A 22,548-nucleotide genomic window follows, 5' to 3' on the forward strand; every position below is an offset into this window, starting at 1 on the left:
AAACTCAGTGGTTCTCAGTGTCATACTCAGTGTTTCTCAGTGTAAAAAAAGTTACACGGAGAACCACAGAGAGAAATCACAGAGAAGCGCAGAGAAGTTGTAGAGTAAGCCAATGCAGGAAATTTGGAGAGCTAAAAAGATTGGCACGCTCGCATTATTCCAATATTCCATCATTCCAATTTCCCACTATTCAAATGAAGTGAATAAGTACTGGATTTATTCGATCATTCCTACGAAGAAATTTATGGTAAATATCACAAAAAATTATAGTACCTTTTGAGAAAACATAATTTTTATTTTATATTAATAAACAAATCATTTATAAATTAGAGGAAATGAAATGAAAAAGTTAATATTCTTCTTTGTAATATTGTTCTATAGTTTAAGTTATTCACAAGTTGTAATTTCATTGCCTACAGCTGTTGGAGCACCTAATAGCGAAAATCTTTTTCCAATTACTGTTTCAGATTTAACAGGACAAAATGTAACATCATTTCAGTTTCAGATAAACTATAATAAGAGTGCTGCATATATAATGGGAATTAGTACTACAGGGACAATGCTTGCAAGCAATAGTCCAACTATAAAAGTTGATACATTAAATGGTTATTTGAGAGTATCATGGGCAAGTGCATATCCATTAACTGGTTCAGGTACTTTGTTTAATATTAGAATAAAATTTAGAAATAGTGGTTCTACAGCATTAGAGTTTGGTGATATTGATTATGGAAATGGAAATATTAATCCTAAAATGTTTGGTCCTCAAACTTTGCAAGTAACCTGGCAAAATGGAACAGCAACAGTAAGTACGACCAATAATCCTCCCGTATTTTCTGCAATAGGAAATAAAAGTGTTAATGAAGGAGAAACATTAACTTTTACAATTAATGCAACTGATCCGGAAAATGATCCAATAACGTATGGTGTTCAAAATTTGCCTCAAGGGGCTAATTTTAATGCTGCAACAAGAACTTTTACATGGACACCAAATTTTAATCAGCAGGGAACTTATAATGTGATATTTACTGCAAGTGATGGAGTTAATACTGTTACTTTAGCTGTTTTAATAACAGTTGTAAATATTAATAGACCTCCAACATTAAATCTGAATACTACAAGTCCAGTAAATATAAATGAAGGTCAATTATACACTTTGCAGCTAACAGCCACTGACCCTGATTCAGGTGCTACTTTGTTGTTCTTTGCAACAGGATTACCTTTAGGTGCTGAAGTTACATCGACAGGTTTATTTTCATGGAGACCAAATTATAATCAAGCCGGAACATATATTATTACATTTACGGTAATGGATGAATATAATGCAACAGATTCTAAAAATTTGATAATCAATGTTGCTAATGCAAATCAACCGCCAGTATTTACTAAAACAATTCCTAAGGATACAATTGTAATGGTTCATAATGTACCGGTAACTTTCTCATTCCAATATCAGGCATATGACGCAGAAGGGGACCAATTAACTTTTGCTCAAGTTAAAGTTCCCGATAATGCAGGAATTACTCAAAATGGATTGTTTACATGGACGCCAACTCAAGACCAGGCAAATAAAACATTTCAGATTATAATTGCTGTATTTGATGGACACAATATTGTTTATGATACAACTTCCGTTAAAACAAGTCCAGTAGTAAGTGTAAAAGAAAATTCTGGTATTCCAGTTCAATACGAATTATATCAGAATTATCCAAATCCATTTAATCCATCAACAACAATACAATTTGCTTTACCAGAGGAAGCAAATGTAACATTAAAAATTTATAACTCAATGGGGAAAGAAGTAGCAACATTGATAAACAAAATTTTGCCTGCTGGTTATCATTCGATTGTATTTAATGCTGCTGATTTCGTAAGCGGAATCTACTTTTACAAAATTGAAGCAGGTAACTTTAGTTCAGTTAGAAAAATGTTGTTAATGAAATAATGTTTTGGTTCATTTTAATTAAAAAATAATTTCATTAATACGATAATGTAGATGTAATAAATATTAAATTGATTTTTATTGTTATATTGATTTGCGGGGGTAATTATTCTGCCATAGTTTTGAAAAAATAAATTCTTTCTTTCTGCCCCCCTTATTTTCATTTATATAATAACAGAATTGACATAAATTTTATTGTAATTAATTAATTTTTATCAGTATTTAATAAATGTTATGAGTAAATAATTTTTATGGCAAATTGAAATGTAGAATAACTAATAAATAGAATTATGCTGCATAAGAAAAAAATATTTGAGGGCGCAATATTTGGACTTCTTTTTCTAATAATATTATCACTTTTACTTCTTCTCGGTTTGCATTTCATTAATCAACATGAAGACATTATTCAACCTCTTAATGTTAAATCAGAATCATTTTTTATAATAATTGCTCTTTTGTTGTCTTTAGTTTTGATAAGTGTTTATATAATCTGGCGCTCAAAAGAAAAAGAAGAAGAAATTATTGAAGAGAAAAGTCTGAGGATTATTAAAAGTCTTAATAGATTATATCGCGTTTTGAGTGATGTTAATCAATCAATAGTAAGAATAAAAGAAAAAGAAAAATTATTTAAAGATATCTGCAGAATTGTAGTTCAGGAAGGGAATTATGATGTATGCTGGATAAGTTTATTGAATCAGGAAACTATGAAACTTGAGCCGTTATTTTTTAATGAGCAGAAACCAGGACTTTTTGATATCTTGAAAGAAAAAATTATTGATGAGTTATTTGATGCGAAATTTTTTGCCAATGAAAGTTTAGTATGCAATGATGTTAACAATGAGCTAACCGATGAAAAAAAGAAAGATATTCTGGTTTCTCTTGGATTAAATTCATTTGCTTCCCTGCCTTTAATTATTGATGAAAATTTTGCAGGAACAATAAATTTTATTTCAAATCAAAAAAATTATTTCAGTAATGAAGAGATAAATCTACTTAGAGAATTATCACTGGATTTATCTTTTGCAATTAAACATTTCAAAGAAGAAGAAAAAAGGATTAAAGCTGAAAAAGAACTGAAAGAATCTCGAAACATGCTTCGACTGATACTCGATACAATACCTGTAAGAGTATTCTGGAAAGACCTTAATCTTAATTATCTTGGATGCAATAAACCATTTGCACTCGATTCTGGATTAAATTCACCCGACGAAATTATTGGCAAAAATGATTATGAAATGGGATGGCGTGAACAGGCAGATTTATATAGAGCTGATGATAAATTTGTTATTGAATCAAAGCAGCCAAAACTGAATTATGAAGAACCACAAACTACTCCTGATGGTAAACTAATCTGGCTTAGAACAAGTAAAGTTCCATTAATTGATTCTGAAGGAAATATTAAAGGTGTGCTTGGAACTTATGAAGACATCACAGAAAAAAAATTGATGGAAGAATCGTTAAGATTAAGAGAATCTCAACTAAGAACTACACTTTATAGTATTGGAGATGCTGTAATTGCAGTAGACACTGAAGGACAGGTAATGATAATGAATCCAATTGCCGAACAATTAACCGGCTGGACAGAACAAGAAGCAAAAGGTAAACCTCTTGAAGATGTTTTTAATATCATAAATGAAGAAACAAGAAATAAAGTTGAAAATCCTGTTCGAAGAGTATTGAGGGAAGGTATTGTTGTAGGTTTAGCTAATCATACAGTTTTGATTTCGAAAGATGGAAAAGAATTTCCAATTGCAGATTCTGGAGCGCCAATATTTGATAATAACAGAAATATTATCGGTGTAGTGCTTGTTTTTCGTGACCAAACTGAAGAACGCAAATTTCAAAAAGCGATACAAGAAAGTGAAGAAAAATTTAGAGAGCTTTCCGAATCAGCACTTACAGGTGTGTATCTTATTCAAGATGGTGTTTTCAAATATGTTAATCCTTCTCTTGCAAAAACATTTGGCTATACAGCTGAAGAAATAATTGATAAACTTGGGCCACTTGATTTAACTCATCCAGATGATAGATCAATTGTAACCGAAAATATTAGAAAAAGAATTGAAGGGGATATCAAAGAAATCAGATATGAATTTAAGGGATTAAAGAAAACAGGTGAAGTTATAGATGTTGAAGTGCATGGTGTAAGAATTGTTCATCAAAATAAACCAGCTGTGGTTGGAACATTAATAGATATTACAGAAAGAAAAAAAGCAGAACTTGCATTAAAACAGGCAGAAGAAAACTTCAGACATTCTTTTGATGATTCATCTGTTGGAATTAGAATAGTTAATGAAGAAGGAAAAACAGTTTATGCTAATAAAGCTCTGCTTGATATTTATGGATATGACAGTCTTGACGAATTAATAAACACATCAGTATCAAACCGCTATACAAAAGAAAGTTACGAAGAATTCAAGAAGAGAAGAGAATTAAGAAAGCAGGGAATTGAAACTCCTCATTATGAAATTAGCATTATTAGAAAAGATGGCAAGATAAAAATTCTGGATGTATATCGAAAAGAAATTATCTGGAATAATCAAAAACTGTATCAAGTAATTTATATTGATATTACTGAGAAGAGAAATGCTGAAAAAGCATTGCGTGAAAGTGAAGAACGACTCAATATGGCAATTCAAAGTGCAAATATTGGTCTATGGGACCAAAATTTTGTTACTGGAGAAGTAATCAGAAACAGACAATGGGCAGAAATGCTTGGATATTCGCTTGAAGAAATTCAATCTGATTTAAATGCCTACATTAATTTAATTCATCCAGATGATTTAGAAATTGTTAAAAAGAAAATTAAAGAACATGAAGTAGGAAAGAGCGAAACCTTCAGTGTTGAGTGCAGAATGCTTACAAAAGATAAAAGTTGGAAATGGATTTTAAATGTTGGAAAAATTGTTGAAAGAGATTACCAAGGAAAACCTCTTAGAGCTATAGGAGTTCATATTGATATTGACGAAAGAAAAAAAGCTGAAGAAGCTTTAATTAAAGCAAAAGAAAAAGCTGAACAAGCAGAAAAAATTAAAACTGAATTTCTTGCTCAGGTTTCACACGAAATTAGAACTCCAATAAATATTATTGTAAGCAGCACAAATCTTATTAAAGAATCAGTTTATGACCTTGTAGACCCGGAATATCGACAATTATTTTCGAGTATTGATTCTGCTTCGTTTAGAATCATTAGAACTATTGACCAGATATTGAATATGTCTGAATTACAAATTGGTTCATTTCAAACAAACCCAAAATTGATAGACTTAAAAAATGATATTCTGGAAAGTTTATATAATGAGTATCTCAGACTTGCAGAAAACAAAGGTTTGAGTTTAATTACAAAATATCAAATTGAAGATGCAAAAATTTTTGTCGATGAATATTGTGTAACACAAATATTCGCGAATTTGATAGACAATGCTATAAAATATACCAAAGAAGGATATGTTGAAATTATTCTTAAAGAAAATGAGAATAAAGAAAAAGTTGTTCAAGTAAAAGATACAGGAATTGGAATAAGTGAAGAATTTTTACCTCGTTTATTTGAACCCTTTGTGCAAGAGGAACAGGGATATTCAAGACCATATGAAGGAAATGGATTAGGATTAGCACTGGTAAAAAAATACTGTGAGTTGAATAATGCATCCATTACTGTTGAATCCCAAAAGAATGTGGGTACAATATTTACTGTTACTTTTTTGAAGAAGTGAAAAGATAGATGTTATAGAAAAAATTTTTTGTAAATCTGTTCTATTTATTCCTTGTAAATTCTGAATTATGCGAAAAGCAATCTTTAATTTATTCATCAATGTAAATTACTTTGCTTTTGCTGCTTCGTCCCGATTTATCGAGACTTCTCAGAAATACAATATACAAAAGTCATTCTGAAAATCTCAATTAAACAAATAGATTCTTCGGTCGTCCCGCCTTTTTGGCGGGACTCCCTCAGAATGACATAAAAGTATTAATACTTAAGATAAAAAAGAAAACATTGTGTCATTCTTGAGTCTGCCAAGGGCGGATGAAGAATCTCGAAAACATTGACATAAAAGACTTCGTGTCATTCTGAGTCCGCCAAAGGCGGACGAAGAATCTCTATAAATGTTGTTGCAAAACACTCTTAATTTATTTTTCATTTCTCGCAAAGACGCTAAGTTTTCTTTGCGTCTTTTAATCTTTGCGTCTTGGCGAGAATTTACTTCTAAATTCTTCGGTCATGTCGTTCTGAGTCCGCCAAAGACGGACTCCTCAGAAAGACAATATTCAAAAGTCATTCTAAAAATCTCAATTAAACAAATAGATTCTTCGGTCGTCCCGCCTTTTTGGCGGGACTCCCTCAGAATGACGTAAAATTATTAATACTTTTAGGATAAAAAAGAAAACATTTTGTCGTTCTTGAGTCTGCCAGAAGGCGGATGAAGAATCTCGAAAACATTGACATAAAAGACTTCATGTCATTCTGAATCCGCCAAAGGCGGACGAAGAATCTCTATAAATCTTGTTGCAAAACACTCTTAATTTATTTTTCATTTCTCGCAAAGACGCTAAGTTTTCTTTGCGGCTTTGCATGAAAAAATTTAACCACAAAGACCACTAAGGATTTCACAAAGTTACACGAAGGATAAAACTTTATGTTCCTTCGTGATGAACTTAGTGTCCTTAGTGATAAAAATAACTTGCAGATTTCGTTAATTTATGAAAGAAGATTTATAAATTTATAATTTATTTGTTAACAGAAATTATTTTTGGATAAACGTTGTGGGATATAAATTTATTCTTTAGAAATAGAAAAAAGTAATAAATCAAAACACAACTTACCCCAGATAAAAAGGAATAGAATTCACTATTTTTAAAATCAAATAAATAATAACTAAGCATTATTCCAGCTACAAAAACTAAAAGTGGTATTCCATAAATTATAATCGAAGCTTTTAGAATGGCACTCCCTTGAATTGATACTTTGACAATATCACCGGGCTTGGTATTGAAATTATCAATTACTCTAAGAGTTTTTGAATTATTATCTCTTGTGGTGCATAATATTTTCGCAGAGCAATTTTCACAATTAGCATTTTTTGTTAAGACTATTTCTGCAAATCCATTAGTCCCGGCTTTGTCGGGATTAGATGATGAAATTACGATTCCTTCTTCAATTATTTCTTCGGAGAACATAATTATTCAATTTTATTTCTCTTTATGTTTTGAGGTTGAATATAATCCTGCGTGAAGCAAGCATGGGTCGCAGAAAAACACAAAGTATTTTGTAGTATAATAGACCAAAAGTAATCTCATGATTTTTAATTTCTCGCAAAGCCGCAAAGTTTTCTTTGAGAACTTTGCGGTTTCAATATTTTTGAACACAGATAAACACAGATTAATAAGATTTTCTCTGTTTTTCTTTAATCGATATAAAAAATTTCATGTCGTTCTGAGTCCGCTAAAGACGGACTCCTCAGAAAGACAATATTCAAAAGTCATTCTGAAAATCTCAATTAAACAAATAGATTCTTCGGTCGTCCCGCCTTTTTGGCGGGACTACCTCAGAATGACGTAAAAGTTTAATACTTAGGATAAAAAAGAAAACATTGTGTCATTCTGAATCCGCCTTAGGTGGATGAAGAATCTCGAAAACATTGACATAAAAGACTTCGTGTAATTCTGAGTCCGCCAAAGGCGGACGAAGAATCTCTAAAAATTTGAGAACATTGCATTCCTTGCAGTTTCAAAAAATTTAACTGCTAAGATGTCAACTATTTTCATCGAATTATTCAATGTTTTGTATGAAATATAATTTCTATAATTCTAATTCAATAAAAATTTATTGAAAGCCTTTCATCCTTCTGAAAAACACAATAGTTGACATAGACAGATTATTAATCTATAATATCAGCGATTAATTTAATATTTTAATTGCACCTGTGCTGCATTTATCAAAAGGAATTTTTGATAAATCTAATTTATCATAATTAATTACAGCAAGATTATCAATCATTTCAATTCCGCCATCAGATTTGCGGGCACATATTCCGCAACCAATGCATGCAGCTTTGCATACTTCTTTTGCTCGTTTTGGTTCATCTTGGTTTTTACAAAAAACAAATACATTTCTTTCAATAGGATGCATTTCAATTAGATTTCTGGGGCAGGCTTTTGCACATAATCCGCAGCCTGTACACAATTCTTCAATCACTTCAGGCATTTCATCATTTGTATTCATTATCAAAGCACCAAATGGACATGCATTTACGCAATCTCCACCTCCCAGACAACCATATTGACATAGTTTATCGCCGCCTGATACAATTGACATTACTGCACAACTTTTAGGTCCAGAATAATTAACTGGTTTCTTAGAAGCATTATATTTATTTCCATTGCATAAAATTCTTGGAATCATTTTAATGGTTTCTCCGGCTTTAACTCCAAGAATCTCTGCAATTAATTTTGTTGTTTCTTCGCCGCCTACGGGGCAACCATTTGCTTGAATTTTTCCTTCTACAACTTTTACAGCAAAATCGTAACATCCTGCATTTCCACATGCACCACAATTTGCTCCTGGTAATATTTCATTAATTTTGCCTATTAAAGGATTTTCTTCTACCCTTAATTTTTTATCTGCAAATGCCAATCCACTTGAAAATAAAAATCCTAATCCTCCCATTGTTGCAATAGCAATTATCAATGTCATTTCCATAATTACCTCGATAAATATTTTTCAAAATTAGAAGATTGATAAATTGTACCAGAAGAATCAACAATCATTACTTCTACATTTTTTAAAGATTCAGCTAATTTAATTCCCTTTCTTGGACCAAGAACAAAAATTCCTGTTGATAGGGCATCAGCAGTCATTGCATCATCGGCTATGACTGTAACAGATTGACATTCATTTGCCGGATATCCTGTAATAGGATTGAAAATGTGTGTAAATGTTTTTTTCCCTTTTCTAAAAAATTGTTCATAATCTCCGGAAGTTGAAACACCTTTTCCATCAACATTAAGTGAAGCAAGTAATTCAAATTCTTTGCGTGGATGCTGAATTCCAATTTTCCAATCTTTTCCTCTTGCAAAAATTTCTCCGCCAACATTAATCAAATAATTTTTAATCCCATAATTTGAAAGAATATTTGCTATTCTATCTGCTGCATAACCTGGAATGCAGGCATTAAAATTAAGTTTAATATTTGCCGGCTTAATTAAAATATTTGGTTCTTTTAAGGTGATATGTTTCCAGCCAATTTTTTTGAGTACTTCTTGAATTTTATTGGGTGGAGGAATATCTGGTGAATTTTTATCAAAGCCAATTAATTCAATTAAATTTCCGAGAGCAACATCAAAAGCTCCATTAGTTTCTTTCCAGAATTCATCACATCTTTTCAATACATTAAAAAATTCTTTATCAACAATTATTTCATCTGCATCTGTATTATTCAATTTCCACATTGGATTTCCAATTATATAGGTTGAAAAGAGTGTATCAATTCTTCTTACTTCTTCGAAGCCCGCATTTATTGCTTTATTGGCAAGAACCTCATTAACACCTCGAACCTGAATTTCAACGGTGCTTCCCATTGCGATAGTAGTTCGCTTAATTGTTTTTTGATTGCTGCAGGAAGCAATTAAGAAAAAAATTAATATGTATGAAATACTTTTTTTCATGTTAAATCATTCCAGCAAAACCCATGAATGCCAGAGCTAAAAGTCCAGCTGTAATTAATGTAATTGGTGCACCGCGAAAAACTTTTGGAACATCTGCCAGTTCAAGTTCTTCTCTTATTCCAGCCATGATTAAAAGTGCAAGTGTAAAACCTGTTCCAGCTCCTAATCCAAAAAATATACTTTGAAGAAATGAATAATTTCTCATTGATAAAATTAAAGCCAATCCAAGAATTGCACAATTTGTTGTAATTAATGGAAGAAAAATTCCAAGTGCACGATAAAGCGGCGGACTAATTTTTTTAATTACCATTTCAACAAATTGAACTAAAGAAGCAATTACAAGAATGAAAGAAGGTATTTGAAGAAAATCAAGATTGAATGGAATCAGAATTTTGAAATATAAAATCCAGCTTACAACAGCAGTTAAAGTCATAACAAAAGTTGTTGCCATTCCCATTGAAAGAGCAGAAGAAATTTTATTTGATACACCGATAAAAGGGCAAATTCCCAAGAACATTGAAAGCACAAAATTATTTACAACAGCAGCTGATATAAAAATAATTAGTAAGTCCATTTACTCCTCCGCTAATTCAGCATTATGAGATAAATTTATTTGAGCTGAATTTCTCTTTCTGAATTTATTGATTACAATTTCATGCTCGAGTTTTTTCTTTCTTTCAATGTATGCATTTGCAATTCCCATAAGTAAACCTAAAGTAATAAAAGCACCTGCAGGTAAAATCATTACGAGCAAAGGCTCAAATGAATTTGGGAGAATTTGGTAACCAAAAATTGTTCTTGAGCCAAGTAATTCTCTAATACTTCCCATAATTGTAAGAGCAATTAAAAATCCAATACCATTGCCAAGTGCATCCATTACAGACCTTAGAGGAGAATTTTTTGATGCAAAAGCTTCGGCTCTGCCAAGTATAATGCAGTTAACAACAATCAATGGAACAAAAGGACCAAGTGCTTTACTTAGTTCTGGAAATTTTGCTTTCATAACTAAATCTGCAATTGTAACAAAAGTTGCAATGATTACAATGTAAGAAGCAATTCTAACCTGATTAGGAATAAGTTTTCGAACACATGAAATTAAAAAGCTTGAAAATACAAGAACAAATGTAGTTGCAAGTGCCATTGCAATTCCATTTATGGCAGAAACAGTTACAGCAAGTGTTGGACACATTCCAAGAATTTGCTTGAATGTAGGATTTATTTCCCATAAACCTTTTGTAAATTCCTGCCATACAGAAACTTGTTTTTTCATAAAGTGCCTCTTTCTTTTAAGCTTCTTGCTTTTTGAATTCCACTGTTTACAATTGCAACCACAGATTTTGAAGAAATTGTAGCTCCTGTAATTGTTTGAATCTCATTTGGATTTTCGGGTATTTTCCCTTTAACCCAATTAATTTGCGGCAAGGTTTGAAGTCCTTTGAATTGATTTTTGAAATTTTCTTCTGTGATTTTTGAACCCAATCCAGGTGTTTCAACTTGTTCCAAGATTTCAATAGAAGTAATTTTATTTAAATCAGTTGAAACTCCTGCCATCAATCTAATTTTTCCTTGAAAACCATTTCCTTCTAAAGCCAGGGAATAGCCAATTAAATTTTTATTGCTATCAAATACTTTGTAGATTTCAATATCACTTGTATTAATTTTTTCATAAGATTTTCCATCCGGCTGCACGAGAAAAATTCCTTTTTCAGTTTCTGCTTTTTTATTAGCTGCAATTAATGGGCTTGCCCAATGATTTACTTTTGTAAGCAATGCTCCTGATATTATTCCAATAATTGTTAAAACAGCTACAATCTGAATAGTCTTTTTCATTACTGCTTACTCCGGCTTTGTTCTCCAAAAATTTTTGGAACTGTCAAACGATTAATTAAAGGCACAAATGCATTCATAATTAATATTGCGTACATTACTCCTTCCGGCAAGCCACCAAAACTTCTTATTACTACAATTATAAGTGAAATACAAAAACCATAAATCCACATGCCTTTAGAAGTAACTGGGGAAGTAACCCAGTCGGTAGCCATATAAAAGGCTCCAAGCAGAAAACCTCCAGCAAAAATATGAAATAATGGATTTGGATATTTTATTGGGTCAATTATCCAGAATATTCCGCTGAAAAGAATCATTCCTATTATCATTGAAATTGGAATTCTCCAGTTGACTATTCCAACAGTAATTAGAAAAATTCCACCGGCTAAAATTGCAATTGCAGATGTTTCCCCAATTGAACCGCTTATATTTCCAATAATCATTGGTTCGAGTTTAGTTAGAACTCTGTCAAATTTGTAAGCAGCAAGAGGAGTAGCAGATGATATTGTATCAACAGAAAAATTTGGTTTAGACCATGTAGTCATTGCAACTGGAAATGCAGCTTGTAAAAAAGCTCTTCCTATTAATGCTGGATTAAAAATGTTAAAACCTAATCCTCCAAATAATTCTTTTCCAATTGCTATTGAAAATATTGACCCGATTGCTGCTGCCGTTAATGAAAAATTTGGAGGAAGAATTAATCCAAGCAGTAATCCAGTTATAACAGCACTTCCATCATCAATTGTAATTTTCTTTCTTCTAATTTTTTTAATAATTGCTTCTGTAGAAACAGCAAAGAATACACAGATCAAAACAATTAGTAATTGATAGGTACCAAAAAAAATTACACCTGAGATTAAAGGAGGAATTAATGAAAGAACAACAAACCACATTACTTTTTTTGTTGACCATTTAGAATGAACATGAGGCGAGCTACTTAATTCTAATTTGTTTAATGTTTCCATAATGAAATTCTTATTTCTGCAATAAAAATTTATGTTAAGGTTACAATTTTTTGTTTTCCCAATCTAATCCATTGAACAAGAGGAATATTTGCAGGACAGTTATAAGTGCATGTTCCGCATTCCATACAAACTGCAATTCCAAGTTTTTTTGCTTCATCATATCTTCCAAATTGAGTTAAACGAGCCAATCGAGTTGGAATTAAATTTAGAGGACAAACTTCAACACATTTTCCACATCTTAAACAATTTGTTTCATCAAAATTAAATGCTTCTTCTTTTGTTAGAACAAGTATTCCAGATGTTGCTTTTGTAATTGGAACAGACAAATCATATTGAGTAAATCCCATCATTGGCCCGCCAACAATAATTTTCACTGCATCTTTTTTAATTCCGCCGCAAAAGTTTAGAACATCTATCAATGGTGTTCCAATTTTTACAATTAAATTTTTAGGCTGGTTAATGCCTTTTCCTGAAACTGTTAATGCAGCAGTTATTTGCGGTTCCCCTTTTGTTACTGCATCATAAATTGAAACAGCAGTTCCAATATTTTGAATTATGCAGCCAACATCAAATGGAAGTTTTCCTGGTGGGACTTCTCTTTTTGTTGCTGCTTTAATTAATATTTTTTCTGCACCCTGAGGATATTTTGTTTTTAGAGCAATAACAGAAATTTCAGGAAAATTTGATACAGCTTTTTCAAGTTTTTGAATTGCTTCTATTTTGTTATCCTCAATTCCTATAATCCCTTTGTTTACATTTACAGCTTTCATTATAAGTCTAAGTCCTGAAATTACATCATCAGTTCTTTCAAGCATTAATCTGTAGTCTCTTGTTAAGTATGGTTCACATTCACAACCGTTAAGAATTACATAGTCAATTTTTTTATCTTGCGGAGGTGAAAGTTTTACATAAGTTGGAAATGCTGCGCCGCCCAATCCAACAATTCCAGCATCTTTAACTCTTTGAATAATTTCTTCAGATGAAACTTTTTCAATGTCAAGCGGAGGAAGTTTAATAAATTCTTCTGTTTCATAAGTTTCAATAAATATTGACTCTCTCAATAATCCAGTTGAATTAACTGCTTGTCCTATCTTTATAACTTTTCCAGTAACTGAGCTGTGAATGTTTGAAGAGATAAATCCATTCTGTTCTGCAATCAATTCTCCAGTTTTAACTTCGCTCCCCTTTTTGATTAAAGGTCTTGCAGGCTTTCCTGTATGTTGTGAAAGAGGAATAATAACTTGTTTTGGTGCAGGCAATATTTCAAAAGGAAGATTTTCTGTTAATTCCTTATAAGCTTTAGGATGAACTCCGCCTTTGAAAGTTTTTTTATTATTCAATAAAATCATACGAATTCCAATTAATAGAATACTTATCGAGGCATAATTTATGCCATTAATTCTTTTTGCTTCCTTAATATCATGGATGATTATTCTTTGAATAGACATGTTTAATAAATAATAAACAAGCTAATCGGAGCTGAAATTGTTTTTACTTTTCAGATTTGAAAAAGTGATTTGTTATTTTGAGAAATTAGGAAGTGTAAGCAACTAAAATTTCTTTATTATAAAATTTTTCTTTTTGATTTTTTTCTTCTTCCTCTTTTACCAGTTTCAAACTAATTTTAATATTTTCATTATCAATTTCAATAATAAATAAGCCTGGTTCTGATATTTCATCATTTTCTACAGAACCTCCTGCATTTATAAATTTTATTCCTTTTCTGTTGTATTCTTTTAATTCATGACTGTGTCCATGAAGTACGAGTTTTACATTATTTTTTCTGAACAATTTAATTAGTTTTTTCTTTCCTCTTAATTTCATTGTATAACTTTCAATTCTGTTCCAGAGCGCATTGAATGAACTCTTAGCTTCTACATTATTTTTATAGAAGTGATGATGAATCATTATGATTTTCAATTTGCTTTTAATCAAAGGCAAATCAAATAATTTTTTTAATGCTTTTCTTTGCTCTTTCGATATTTTACCGTTTGAAGCAAAAGGATTTTTGAGTTTAGAATATTTATCAATAGAATTGAGACCTATTAATGCAATGTTCCCGATAATTTTTGCATAAGGAAAAATATTTTTTGAGATTGTGATTGTGTTTTCAAAAAGTTCTTTGAAATAGTTTTTAAATTGAAGAACTTTTTTATGATAATTAGTCTTCATGCATTTTAAAGGGAAGTTGGAAATATCATTAATCACCTGAATGCCGCCAAATATATCATGATTGCCAATTACTAATGATGTTTTGCTGGAATCATAGAGTTTGTTTGTTTCAAGAATCTTTCTTAGTATTAAGTAGTCATTTTCATTTGAGTTATCTGAAATATCACCGGTGATAATTAAATGGTCGATATTTTCTTCGGTAGCAAGTTTGATTAATTGATTGAAGCGATGAATATTTTGCTTTTTGTAATCTTTACAGAGATGTAAATCTGAAATGTGTGCTAATTTTATTTTTTTCATGAAAGAAATTTATAATTCAATTGTTAAGAGAATATTAAGGGAATATTAATTTATCATTAACAAGTTAAAATTTGTTTTTTGAAAAATTCTGACTTAACAATTTGTTAATCATATGTTAATATTAAAGTAACAGTAGATTAACAAAAATTTTTTAATATTGTTTTTTAAAAACAGATTAATATGAAAAAGAAAATTTTATTCATCTGTGGTTCATTAAATCAAACTACAATGATGCATCAAATTTCAATGCATCTTCAGGATTATGATTGTTACTTTACTCCATATTACAGTGATGGATTTTTAGGATGGCTTGCAAAAAAAGGAATTCTTGATTTTACAATTCTTGGCGGCAATTTCAAAAAGCAAACCGAAGATTATCTCAAAAAAAATCAATTGAAAGTTGATTACAAAGGATTAAGAAATGATTATGATTTAGTCTATACATGCGCAGATTTAATAATCCCAAAAAATATTCGAAACAAAAAAATAATTCTTGTTCAGGAAGGAATGACTGACCCGGAGAATTTTGCATTTTATCTTGTTAAGTATTTCAATTTCCCACGATGGACTGCAAGCACTGCTGCAATGGGAATGTCGAACTTATACGATGTGTTTTGTGTAGCTTCGGAAGGATATAAAAAATTATTTATTCGAAAAGGTGCAAAGCCGGAAAAAATTATTGTAACAGGAATTCCTAATTTCGATAATGCAAGACAATATTTGAATAATGATTTCCCTTATAAAAATTATGTTCTTGTTGCAACTTCGGATATGAGAGAAACTTTTAAGTATGAAAACAGAAAGAAGTTTATCAAGCAATGTTTGAAAATTGCCAATGGCCGTCAATTAATTTTCAAACTCCATCCAAATGAAAAATATGATAGAGCAGTTCGTGAAATAAATAAATATGCACCTGGTGCAATTGTATTTCAAAATGGAAATACAAATCACATGATTGCTAATTGTGATGTATTAATTACAAAATATTCATCTGTTGTTTACATTGGACTTGCTTTAGGCAAAGAAGTTTATTCTTCGTTCAATATTGATGAATTGAAAGAATTAATGCCGATTCAAAATAATGGAACTTCTGCAGAAAGAATAGCAAGAATTGGAATTCATCTTATCGAATCACAAGATTATTCGCTTGAAGAAATTCATGAACATTATGAACTTAAGACTGTTTGATTTTTATTCTTCGTTTTGTGAAGACATCAAATAATAAAATATAAAATGAAAATTGTAACTATAATTCAAGCAAGGATGTCTTCTACGCGACTTCCGGGTAAAGTGATGTTGCCAGTGCTCGGAAAGCCACTGTTGATTCGAATGATTGAAAGAGTAAAACAATCCAAATTTATTGGCGAACTCGTTGTTGCAACATCAAAGAATTCAGAAGATGACCAGATTGAATTGCTATGTCTGGAAAATAATCTCAATTGCTTTAGAGGACATTTAACAGACTTACTTGATAGACATTATCAAGCGGGAAAATTTTACAATGCAGATGCAGTTGTCAAAATTCCTTCAGATTGTCCATTGATTGACCCGCATGTGATTGATGCAGTAATTAAATATTACATTGATAATTCTGATAAATATGATTATGTGAGTAATCTTCATCCTGCAACATATCCGGATGGAAATGATGTTGAAGTAATTTCTTTTTCTGCTCTTGAAAAAGCATGGAAAGAAGCAAAAAAAGATTTTGAAAGGGAACATACAACTCCATACATCTGGGAAAATCCAGATAAATTTAAAATTGGAAATGTTACATGGGAAACAGGATTAGATTATTCAACAGTTCACAGATGGACAATTGACTTTGAAGAAGATTATCAATTCATAAAAAGAGTTTATGAAGAGCTCTACGAACCAAATTATCCATTCGGGCTTTATGATATTATTAATTTGTTGAAACAAAAACCAGAGATTTATGAGATTAATAAAAAGTATATTGGAAAATATTGGTATGAAAATTATCTCGATGAATTAAAGAATATAGAGGATTACAAAAAAAAGAGAAAATTAGAAATCAATGATGAAAATAATTATTAACAAAAAATAAATGGACAATGGCAAATAAAATAAGTTTATCAAATGATTATCCTGCAATTACAAAATCAAATGAGTATTACAACCGCGCACTTCAGTTAATTCCATCCGTTACTCAAACACTTGCAAAAGGTCCATCTCAGTGGATTAATGGTGTAGCACCAAAATATCTTGTTAAAGGGAAAGGCTCGCATGTGTGGGATGTAGATGGCAATGAGTATATTGATTTTATGATGGCTGTTGGTCCGCTTTCACTTGGTTATGCATATCCAAAAGTTGACGAAGCAATTAAAAAGCAGCTTGAAGATGGAATTACTTTTTCGATGATGCATCCTCTCGAAGTTGAAGTTGCAGAACTTATTCACTCAATTATTCCAAATGCAGAAGCTATAAGATACAGCAAAACCGGGGCAGATGTTACAAGCGCAGCGATTCGCTTGGCAAGAGCTTTCACAGGCAAAAACAAAATTTTGTGCTGCGGATATCATGGCTGGCATGATTGGTATATCTCTGTTACTGCAAGAAATCACGGAATTCCAGAAGCTGTTCAATCTTTAACTTACACTTTTAATTATAATGATATTGATTCTGTAAAAAACTCAATTGATGATGATACTGCAGCTGTAATTTTAGAACCTGTTGTATTTCAGGAACCTAAAGATAATTTTTTGCACAAACTAGCAGATTTGTGCAGAGAGAAAAATGTTGTTTTGATTTTTGATGAAATGTGGACTGGTTTTAGAATGGCACTTGGCGGTGCACAGGAATATTTTGGAATTACTCCAGACCTTGCAACTTATTCAAAAGCAGTTGCTAATGGAATGCCAATTGCAATCTTAACAGGCAAAAAAGAAATAATGGATTTGCTTGATGAAAATGTTTTCTTCTACACAACTTTTGGCGGCGAAGCTCTTTCTCTTGCAGCAGCAAAAGCAACTATAGAAGAACTTAAAGAAAAAAATGTTCCTCAATATCTTGATCGAATCGGGAAAAAGTTAAAAGATGGTTACAATGAAATTGCACAAAAATTAAAAATGGATTATACAAGAGCAATTGGTTACAATTGGCGTTCAATGGCAACTTTTGATGAAAAAGCAGGAGACCCGCTTCTTCAAAAATCTTTAATGCAGCAGGAAATGATTAAACGCGGAGTTCTTTGGCAAGGATTTCATAATATGTCTTTTTCTCATACAGAAGAAGATATTGATTATACACTCTCTGCTCTTGAAGAATCTTTGTCAATATTAAAACAAGCTATTGAAAAAAATAACTTAAGACAAATGCTAAAAGGCGAACCAGTTCAACCAGTCTTTAGAAAAGTAGATAACTTTAATATGAAACCAAAAAAGTAATTCTATGGAATTATTCTCTTTAAAAAATAAAGTTGCAATTGTTACAGGTGCAATTGGCTTAATTGGCAAAGAACATTGTAAAGCATTAAGCGAAGCAGGTGCAAATGTAGTGGTTGCCGATTTAAATGAAGACAAGTGCAAAGAATTTGCTGCAACACTTCCAAGTGAATCATTAGGAATTTATCTTGATGTTACAAATCCAGATTCAATAAAAAAATTAAGAGATAAGGTTATTGAAAAATTTGGTCATATCGATATTCTTGTGAATAATGCAGCAATTAATGACATGTTTGAAAATCCAAAAGCTGCATTAGAGCTATCAAAATTTGAAAATTATCCATTAGAACTCTGGCAAAAATCTGTTGATGTTAATTTGACAGGTGTGTTTCTTTGTTCTCAAATTATTGGTTCTGTTATGGCACAGCAGAAATATGGAAGTATAATTAATATCGCATCAACATATGGAATTACTGCACCAGACCAATCTTTATATAAAAATAAAGACGGCAAGCAAACTTTTTACAAACCTCCTGCATATTCTGCTACAAAAGGAGCTGTAATTATGTTTACAAAATATCTTGCTGCATACTGGGGGAAAGATGGTGTAAGAGTCAATACTTTAACTCCAGGCGGTGTGGAAAATTCTCAAGATGAATTTTTTATTGAGAAATATTCAAGCAAAACTATGCTTGGAAGAATGGCTAAAGCGGATGATTATAGAGGTGCACTAATTTTTCTCGCAAGCGATGCTTCGTCTTACATGACAGGGGCTAATTTAATTGTAGATGGCGGCTGGACTGCATGGTGATGAATCTTTCCTGATAAAAATTTTCAAATAATTCTAAAAATCTTATGGCAAAAAAAGAACTTTCAAAAAAACAACTTCTTAAACGAGCTTCCAAAATTAAATTACTTCTCACTGATGTTGATGGTGTTCTTACAGATACAGGAGTTTATTACTCTGCAAAGGGAGAAGAAATGAAAAGGTTTTCTATCAGAGATGGAATGGGTGTAGAAAGATTGAGAAGCCTTGTGAATGTTGAAACAGGAATTATTACAAGAGAAGATACCGAAATTGTTAAAAGCAGAGCAAAAAAACTAAAAATAACTGAACTTCATCTTGGAGTATTGGAAAAAGATAAAATTCTTAATGAAATACTTGAGAGAAAAAATCTTTCTATCGAAGAAGTTGCATACATTGGTGATGATACAAATGATATTGAAATTATGAAAAGAGTTGGATTAAGTGCTTGTCCAAATGATGCAACAGATTTTGCAAAAAATGCTGCAGATTATATAACTAAAAACAAAGGTGGTAATGGTGCATTTAGAGATTTTGCAGAACTTATTATTCAAGCTAAACTCAAATTAAAAAGTGGGAAAAAATGAAACCAAATAAAATTAAAGTTGGAAAACATTACATCGGCGAAGGAGAACCAGTTTACATTATTGCTGAAATTGGAATTAATCATAATGGTTCTGTAGAACTTGCAAAGAAATTAATTGATGGTGCTATCTTTGCAGGCTGCAATGCAGTAAAATTTCAAAAAAGAACTCCTGAACTATGTGTTCCAAAAGACCAATGGAACATCGAAAGAGACACACCTTGGGGAAGAATAACATACATTGAATATCGTCGTAAAATTGAATTTGGATATGATGAATACAAAGAAATTGATTCTTACTGCAAACAAAGAGGAATTGACTGGTTTGCTTCTGCATGGGATGTTGAAGCAGTTGATTTTCTTGAAAAGTTTAATCCTATTATGTACAAAGTTGCTTCTGCATCATTAACAGATGAAAATCTTCTAAGAAAAATTAAATCAACAAATAGACCTGTAATGCTTTCTACCGGAATGTCAACTCTTGAACAAGTTGAAGAAGCTGTAGAATTGCTTGGAACCGAAAATCTTTTAATTGCACAGTCAACATCAACATATCCATGCAGTGTTGATGAACTTAATCTAAAAGTTATACAGACATATAAAGAAAAATTTCCTGGTGTTCCAATTGGTTATTCAGGTCATGAAACAGGATTGGCACCAACGCTTGCAGCTGTTGCACTCGGTGCCACATTTGTTGAAAGACACATAACACTAGATCGTGCAATGTGGGGAACAGATCAGGCAGCTTCGGTTGAAATTGGCGGCATGTTTCGTTTGGTTAAAGATATTCGTGATATTGAGAAAGCTCTTGGGGATGGAATTAAAAAAGTTTATGACAGCGAACTTAGCAGCATGAAAAAGTTAAGAAGATTTTATAAAGAAATTGTAAACACCGGAGGTTAAAATGAAAAAGTTTATTTTAATGTTGCTGATTTTTGCAAGCCAATTCTTTGCAAAAGAATTTGTTGTTCAATCTCCAAATAAAAGCTTAAAAGTAACCATTAACATCTCTGATATTATCACTTATTCTATTTTCAAAAACGGCAGGCAAATTATAGCCCCATCTCAAATTTCACTTAAGTTATCAGATGATTTAATTCTTGGCAGTAATCCAGTTTTAATTAATTCTAAAACAAAAACTGTTAATGAAATATTAAAGCCAGTGGTTAAACAAAAGTTTGATGCAATTAAGGATAATTACAATGAACTCACTCTTAATTTGAAAAATAATTATTCAGTGATATTTAGAGTATATGATGATGGAGCTGCTTATAGATTTAAAACAGATTTTAAAAATGAAATAACAGTTTATTCAGAACAGTTCGAAGCAAATTTTACTGAAGATTATAAAATTTATTTTCCAGAAGAAGAAAGTTTCATGTCCCATTCAGAAAGATTGTATAAATATATCAATATAAGTGAAATTAATTCAAAAAGATTTTGTTCTTTGCCTGCATTGATTGAGATAGACGAAAATGTCAAATGTGCAATTACAGAAGCCGACCTTGAAGATTATCCCGGAATGTATTTGCATGGAAATGATGAATCAAAATATAAACTTGTTGGACTTTTCCCAAATTATCCATCAAAAGTAGAAACAAAAAACGACAGAGATATTTATGTGATTGAGCGAGAAAATTATCTTGTGAAAACAAATGGAAGCAGAAATTTTCCATGGCGTGTTTTTGTAATTACAGATTATGATGGTCAGCTAATTGAAAGTACAATGATTTATAAACTTGCAAAACCTCATCCAAGTGATATTGATTTTTCCTGGGTTAAACCAGGAAAAGTAGCATGGGATTGGTGGAATGCAAATAATATTTATGGAGTAGATTTTCGTGCTGGAATTAATACACAAACTTATAAATATTACATTGACTTCGCTTCAAAATATGGAATTGAGTATGTCATACTTGATGAAGGCTGGTATAAATTGGGAAACTTATTAGAATTGAACCCTGACATTGATGTAAAAGAAATTGTTGAATATGGAAAACAAAAAAATGTTGGGATTATTTTGTGGACAATCTGGAAAACTTTAGATGACCAATTTGAAGAAGCAATGAATCAATTTGAAAAGTGGGGTATCAAAGGAATCAAAGTTGATTTCATGCAAAGAGATGATGCTTGGATGGTGAATTATTATTATAAAGTTGCGAAAGAAGCTGCCAAAAGAAAATTCCTTGTTGACTTTCATGGTGCATATAAACCAACAGGATTGTACAGAACTTTTCCAAATGTAATTACAAGTGAAGGTGTGCTTGGTCTTGAACATAATAAATGGAGTGAAAATGTAACTCCAAAACATACTGTTACAATTCCATTTATAAGAATGCTTGCAGGGCCAATGGATTTTACTCCTGGTGCAATGCGCAATGGCACAAAAGAAAATTTCAGAATCATTTTTACTGAGCCAATGAGTCAAGGCACAAGATGTCATCAACTTGCAATGTATGTTGTATATGAAAGCCCATTGCAAATGCTTGCCGATTCTCCAACAAACTACTTGAAAGAAAAAGAATGCATGGAATTTTTATCTAAAGTTCCGACTGTATGGGATTACACTAAAGTTCTTGATGCAAAAGTTTCTGAATATGTATTGATAGCAAGAAAAAATGGTAATAAATGGTTTGTTGGAGCAATGACAAACTGGACTCCAAGAAAATTAAATGTTGATTTCTCTTTTATTAATGATGAAAATGAACATGCAATTACAATTTATCAGGATGGAATAAATGCCGATAGAAATGCAAATGATTATAAAGTGATTAAAAGAACCATTACAAAAAATGACAAACTCGAAATTCAACTTGCCCCTGGTGGTGGCTGGGTTGCAATTATTGAATAATTTTATAGCTCAATGTAAACTTATTTTACAATCAGCTTGT

At 31.4% G+C, this 22,548-nt stretch carries 18 protein-coding genes; 9 read left to right on the plus strand and 9 right to left on the minus strand.

The window, feature by feature from the left end:
- The first annotated feature begins 340 nt into the window (after positions 1 to 340).
- Together AC27L2_RS03430 and AC27L2_RS03435 are read left to right on the plus strand one after the other, a co-directional pair.
- On the plus strand, positions 341 to 1,942 hold the full coding sequence (locus tag AC27L2_RS03430; RefSeq protein WP_487210275.1) for a putative Ig domain-containing protein: 1,602 nt from the start codon (positions 341 to 343) through the stop codon (positions 1,940 to 1,942).
- Positions 1,943 to 2,229: 287 nt separating this feature from the next.
- Positions 2,230 to 5,652, plus strand: a complete 3,423-nt coding sequence (locus AC27L2_RS03435) for a PAS domain S-box protein (RefSeq protein WP_487210276.1) — start codon at positions 2,230 to 2,232, stop codon at positions 5,650 to 5,652.
- Between the two features lie 1,012 nt (positions 5,653 to 6,664).
- Here AC27L2_RS03435 and AC27L2_RS03440 read toward each other — a convergent pair.
- The 9 genes from AC27L2_RS03440 to AC27L2_RS03480 all read right to left on the minus strand — a co-directional run bounded on the left by AC27L2_RS03440 (position 6,665) and on the right by AC27L2_RS03480 (position 14,865).
- Positions 6,665 to 7,114 (minus strand): SoxR reducing system RseC family protein, encoded by a 450-nt coding sequence (locus tag AC27L2_RS03440; RefSeq protein WP_487210277.1) that lies wholly within the window; start codon positions 7,112 to 7,114, stop codon positions 6,665 to 6,667.
- A gap of 721 nt (positions 7,115 to 7,835) precedes the next feature.
- Positions 7,836 to 8,636: an RnfABCDGE type electron transport complex subunit B gene (locus AC27L2_RS03445; protein WP_487210278.1), complete on the minus strand. Its 801-nt coding sequence runs from the start codon at positions 8,634 to 8,636 to the stop codon at positions 7,836 to 7,838.
- Between the two features lie 2 nt (positions 8,637 to 8,638).
- Positions 8,639 to 9,601, minus strand: a complete 963-nt coding sequence (locus AC27L2_RS03450; RefSeq protein WP_487210280.1) for an FAD:protein FMN transferase — start codon at positions 9,599 to 9,601, stop codon at positions 8,639 to 8,641.
- Between the two features lies 1 nt (position 9,602).
- On the minus strand, positions 9,603 to 10,175 hold the full coding sequence (gene rsxA / locus AC27L2_RS03455; protein ID WP_487210281.1) for an electron transport complex subunit RsxA: 573 nt from the start codon (positions 10,173 to 10,175) through the stop codon (positions 9,603 to 9,605).
- Positions 10,176 to 10,871, minus strand: a complete 696-nt coding sequence (rsxE, locus tag AC27L2_RS03460) for an electron transport complex subunit RsxE (RefSeq protein WP_487210282.1) — start codon at positions 10,869 to 10,871, stop codon at positions 10,176 to 10,178.
- Entirely contained in the window at positions 10,868 to 11,431 is a 564-nt protein-coding gene (locus tag AC27L2_RS03465) for an RnfABCDGE type electron transport complex subunit G (RefSeq protein ID WP_487210283.1), read from the minus strand. Before AC27L2_RS03465 ends, rsxE begins: the two co-directional genes overlap by 4 nt.
- Positions 11,431 to 12,393 (minus strand): RnfABCDGE type electron transport complex subunit D, encoded by a 963-nt coding sequence (locus AC27L2_RS03470; protein ID WP_487210284.1) that lies wholly within the window; start codon positions 12,391 to 12,393, stop codon positions 11,431 to 11,433. Before AC27L2_RS03470 ends, AC27L2_RS03465 begins: the two co-directional genes overlap by 1 nt.
- A 29-nt stretch (positions 12,394 to 12,422) precedes the next feature.
- Positions 12,423 to 13,841: an electron transport complex subunit RsxC gene (gene rsxC / locus AC27L2_RS03475; protein WP_487210285.1), complete on the minus strand. Its 1,419-nt coding sequence runs from the start codon at positions 13,839 to 13,841 to the stop codon at positions 12,423 to 12,425.
- 85 nt (positions 13,842 to 13,926) lie between these two features.
- Positions 13,927 to 14,865, minus strand: coding sequence for a metallophosphoesterase family protein (locus tag AC27L2_RS03480; RefSeq protein WP_487210286.1), 939 nt, complete (start codon positions 14,863 to 14,865; stop codon positions 13,927 to 13,929).
- A 180-nt stretch (positions 14,866 to 15,045) separates the two neighbouring features.
- Between AC27L2_RS03480 and AC27L2_RS03485 the strand changes: the two genes are divergently transcribed.
- The 7 genes from AC27L2_RS03485 to AC27L2_RS03515 are packed head-to-tail and all read left to right on the plus strand — an operon-like array spanning position 15,046 to position 22,508.
- Complete coding sequence (locus AC27L2_RS03485) at positions 15,046 to 16,053, plus strand: hypothetical protein (protein WP_487210287.1); 1,008 nt, start codon at positions 15,046 to 15,048, stop codon at positions 16,051 to 16,053.
- A gap of 45 nt (positions 16,054 to 16,098) precedes the next feature.
- Entirely contained in the window at positions 16,099 to 16,923 is an 825-nt protein-coding gene (locus AC27L2_RS03490; protein WP_487210288.1) for a cytidylyltransferase domain-containing protein, read from the plus strand.
- Positions 16,924 to 16,940: 17 nt separating this feature from the next.
- Positions 16,941 to 18,272 carry an aminotransferase class III-fold pyridoxal phosphate-dependent enzyme gene (locus AC27L2_RS03495; RefSeq protein WP_487210289.1) on the plus strand — a complete coding sequence of 444 codons (1,332 nt, stop codon included), beginning with the start codon at positions 16,941 to 16,943 and terminating at the stop codon, positions 18,270 to 18,272.
- Positions 18,273 to 18,276: 4 nt separating this feature from the next.
- Positions 18,277 to 19,080 (plus strand): SDR family oxidoreductase, encoded by an 804-nt coding sequence (locus tag AC27L2_RS03500; protein WP_487210290.1) that lies wholly within the window; start codon positions 18,277 to 18,279, stop codon positions 19,078 to 19,080.
- Positions 19,081 to 19,124: 44 nt separating this feature from the next.
- On the plus strand, positions 19,125 to 19,661 hold the full coding sequence (locus AC27L2_RS03505) for a KdsC family phosphatase (protein WP_487210291.1): 537 nt from the start codon (positions 19,125 to 19,127) through the stop codon (positions 19,659 to 19,661).
- The gene (locus AC27L2_RS03510; RefSeq protein ID WP_487210292.1) at positions 19,658 to 20,560 is read left to right on the plus strand and encodes an N-acetylneuraminate synthase family protein; all 903 of its coding nucleotides are present in this window, start codon (positions 19,658 to 19,660) and stop codon (positions 20,558 to 20,560) included. Before AC27L2_RS03505 ends, AC27L2_RS03510 begins: the two co-directional genes overlap by 4 nt.
- A gap of 1 nt (position 20,561) precedes the next feature.
- On the plus strand, positions 20,562 to 22,508 hold the full coding sequence (locus AC27L2_RS03515; protein ID WP_487210293.1) for a retaining alpha-galactosidase: 1,947 nt from the start codon (positions 20,562 to 20,564) through the stop codon (positions 22,506 to 22,508).
- Positions 22,509 to 22,548: the final 40 nt, after the last annotated feature.

The sequence above is a fragment of the Rosettibacter sp. KY25 genome, assembly GCF_057554405.1.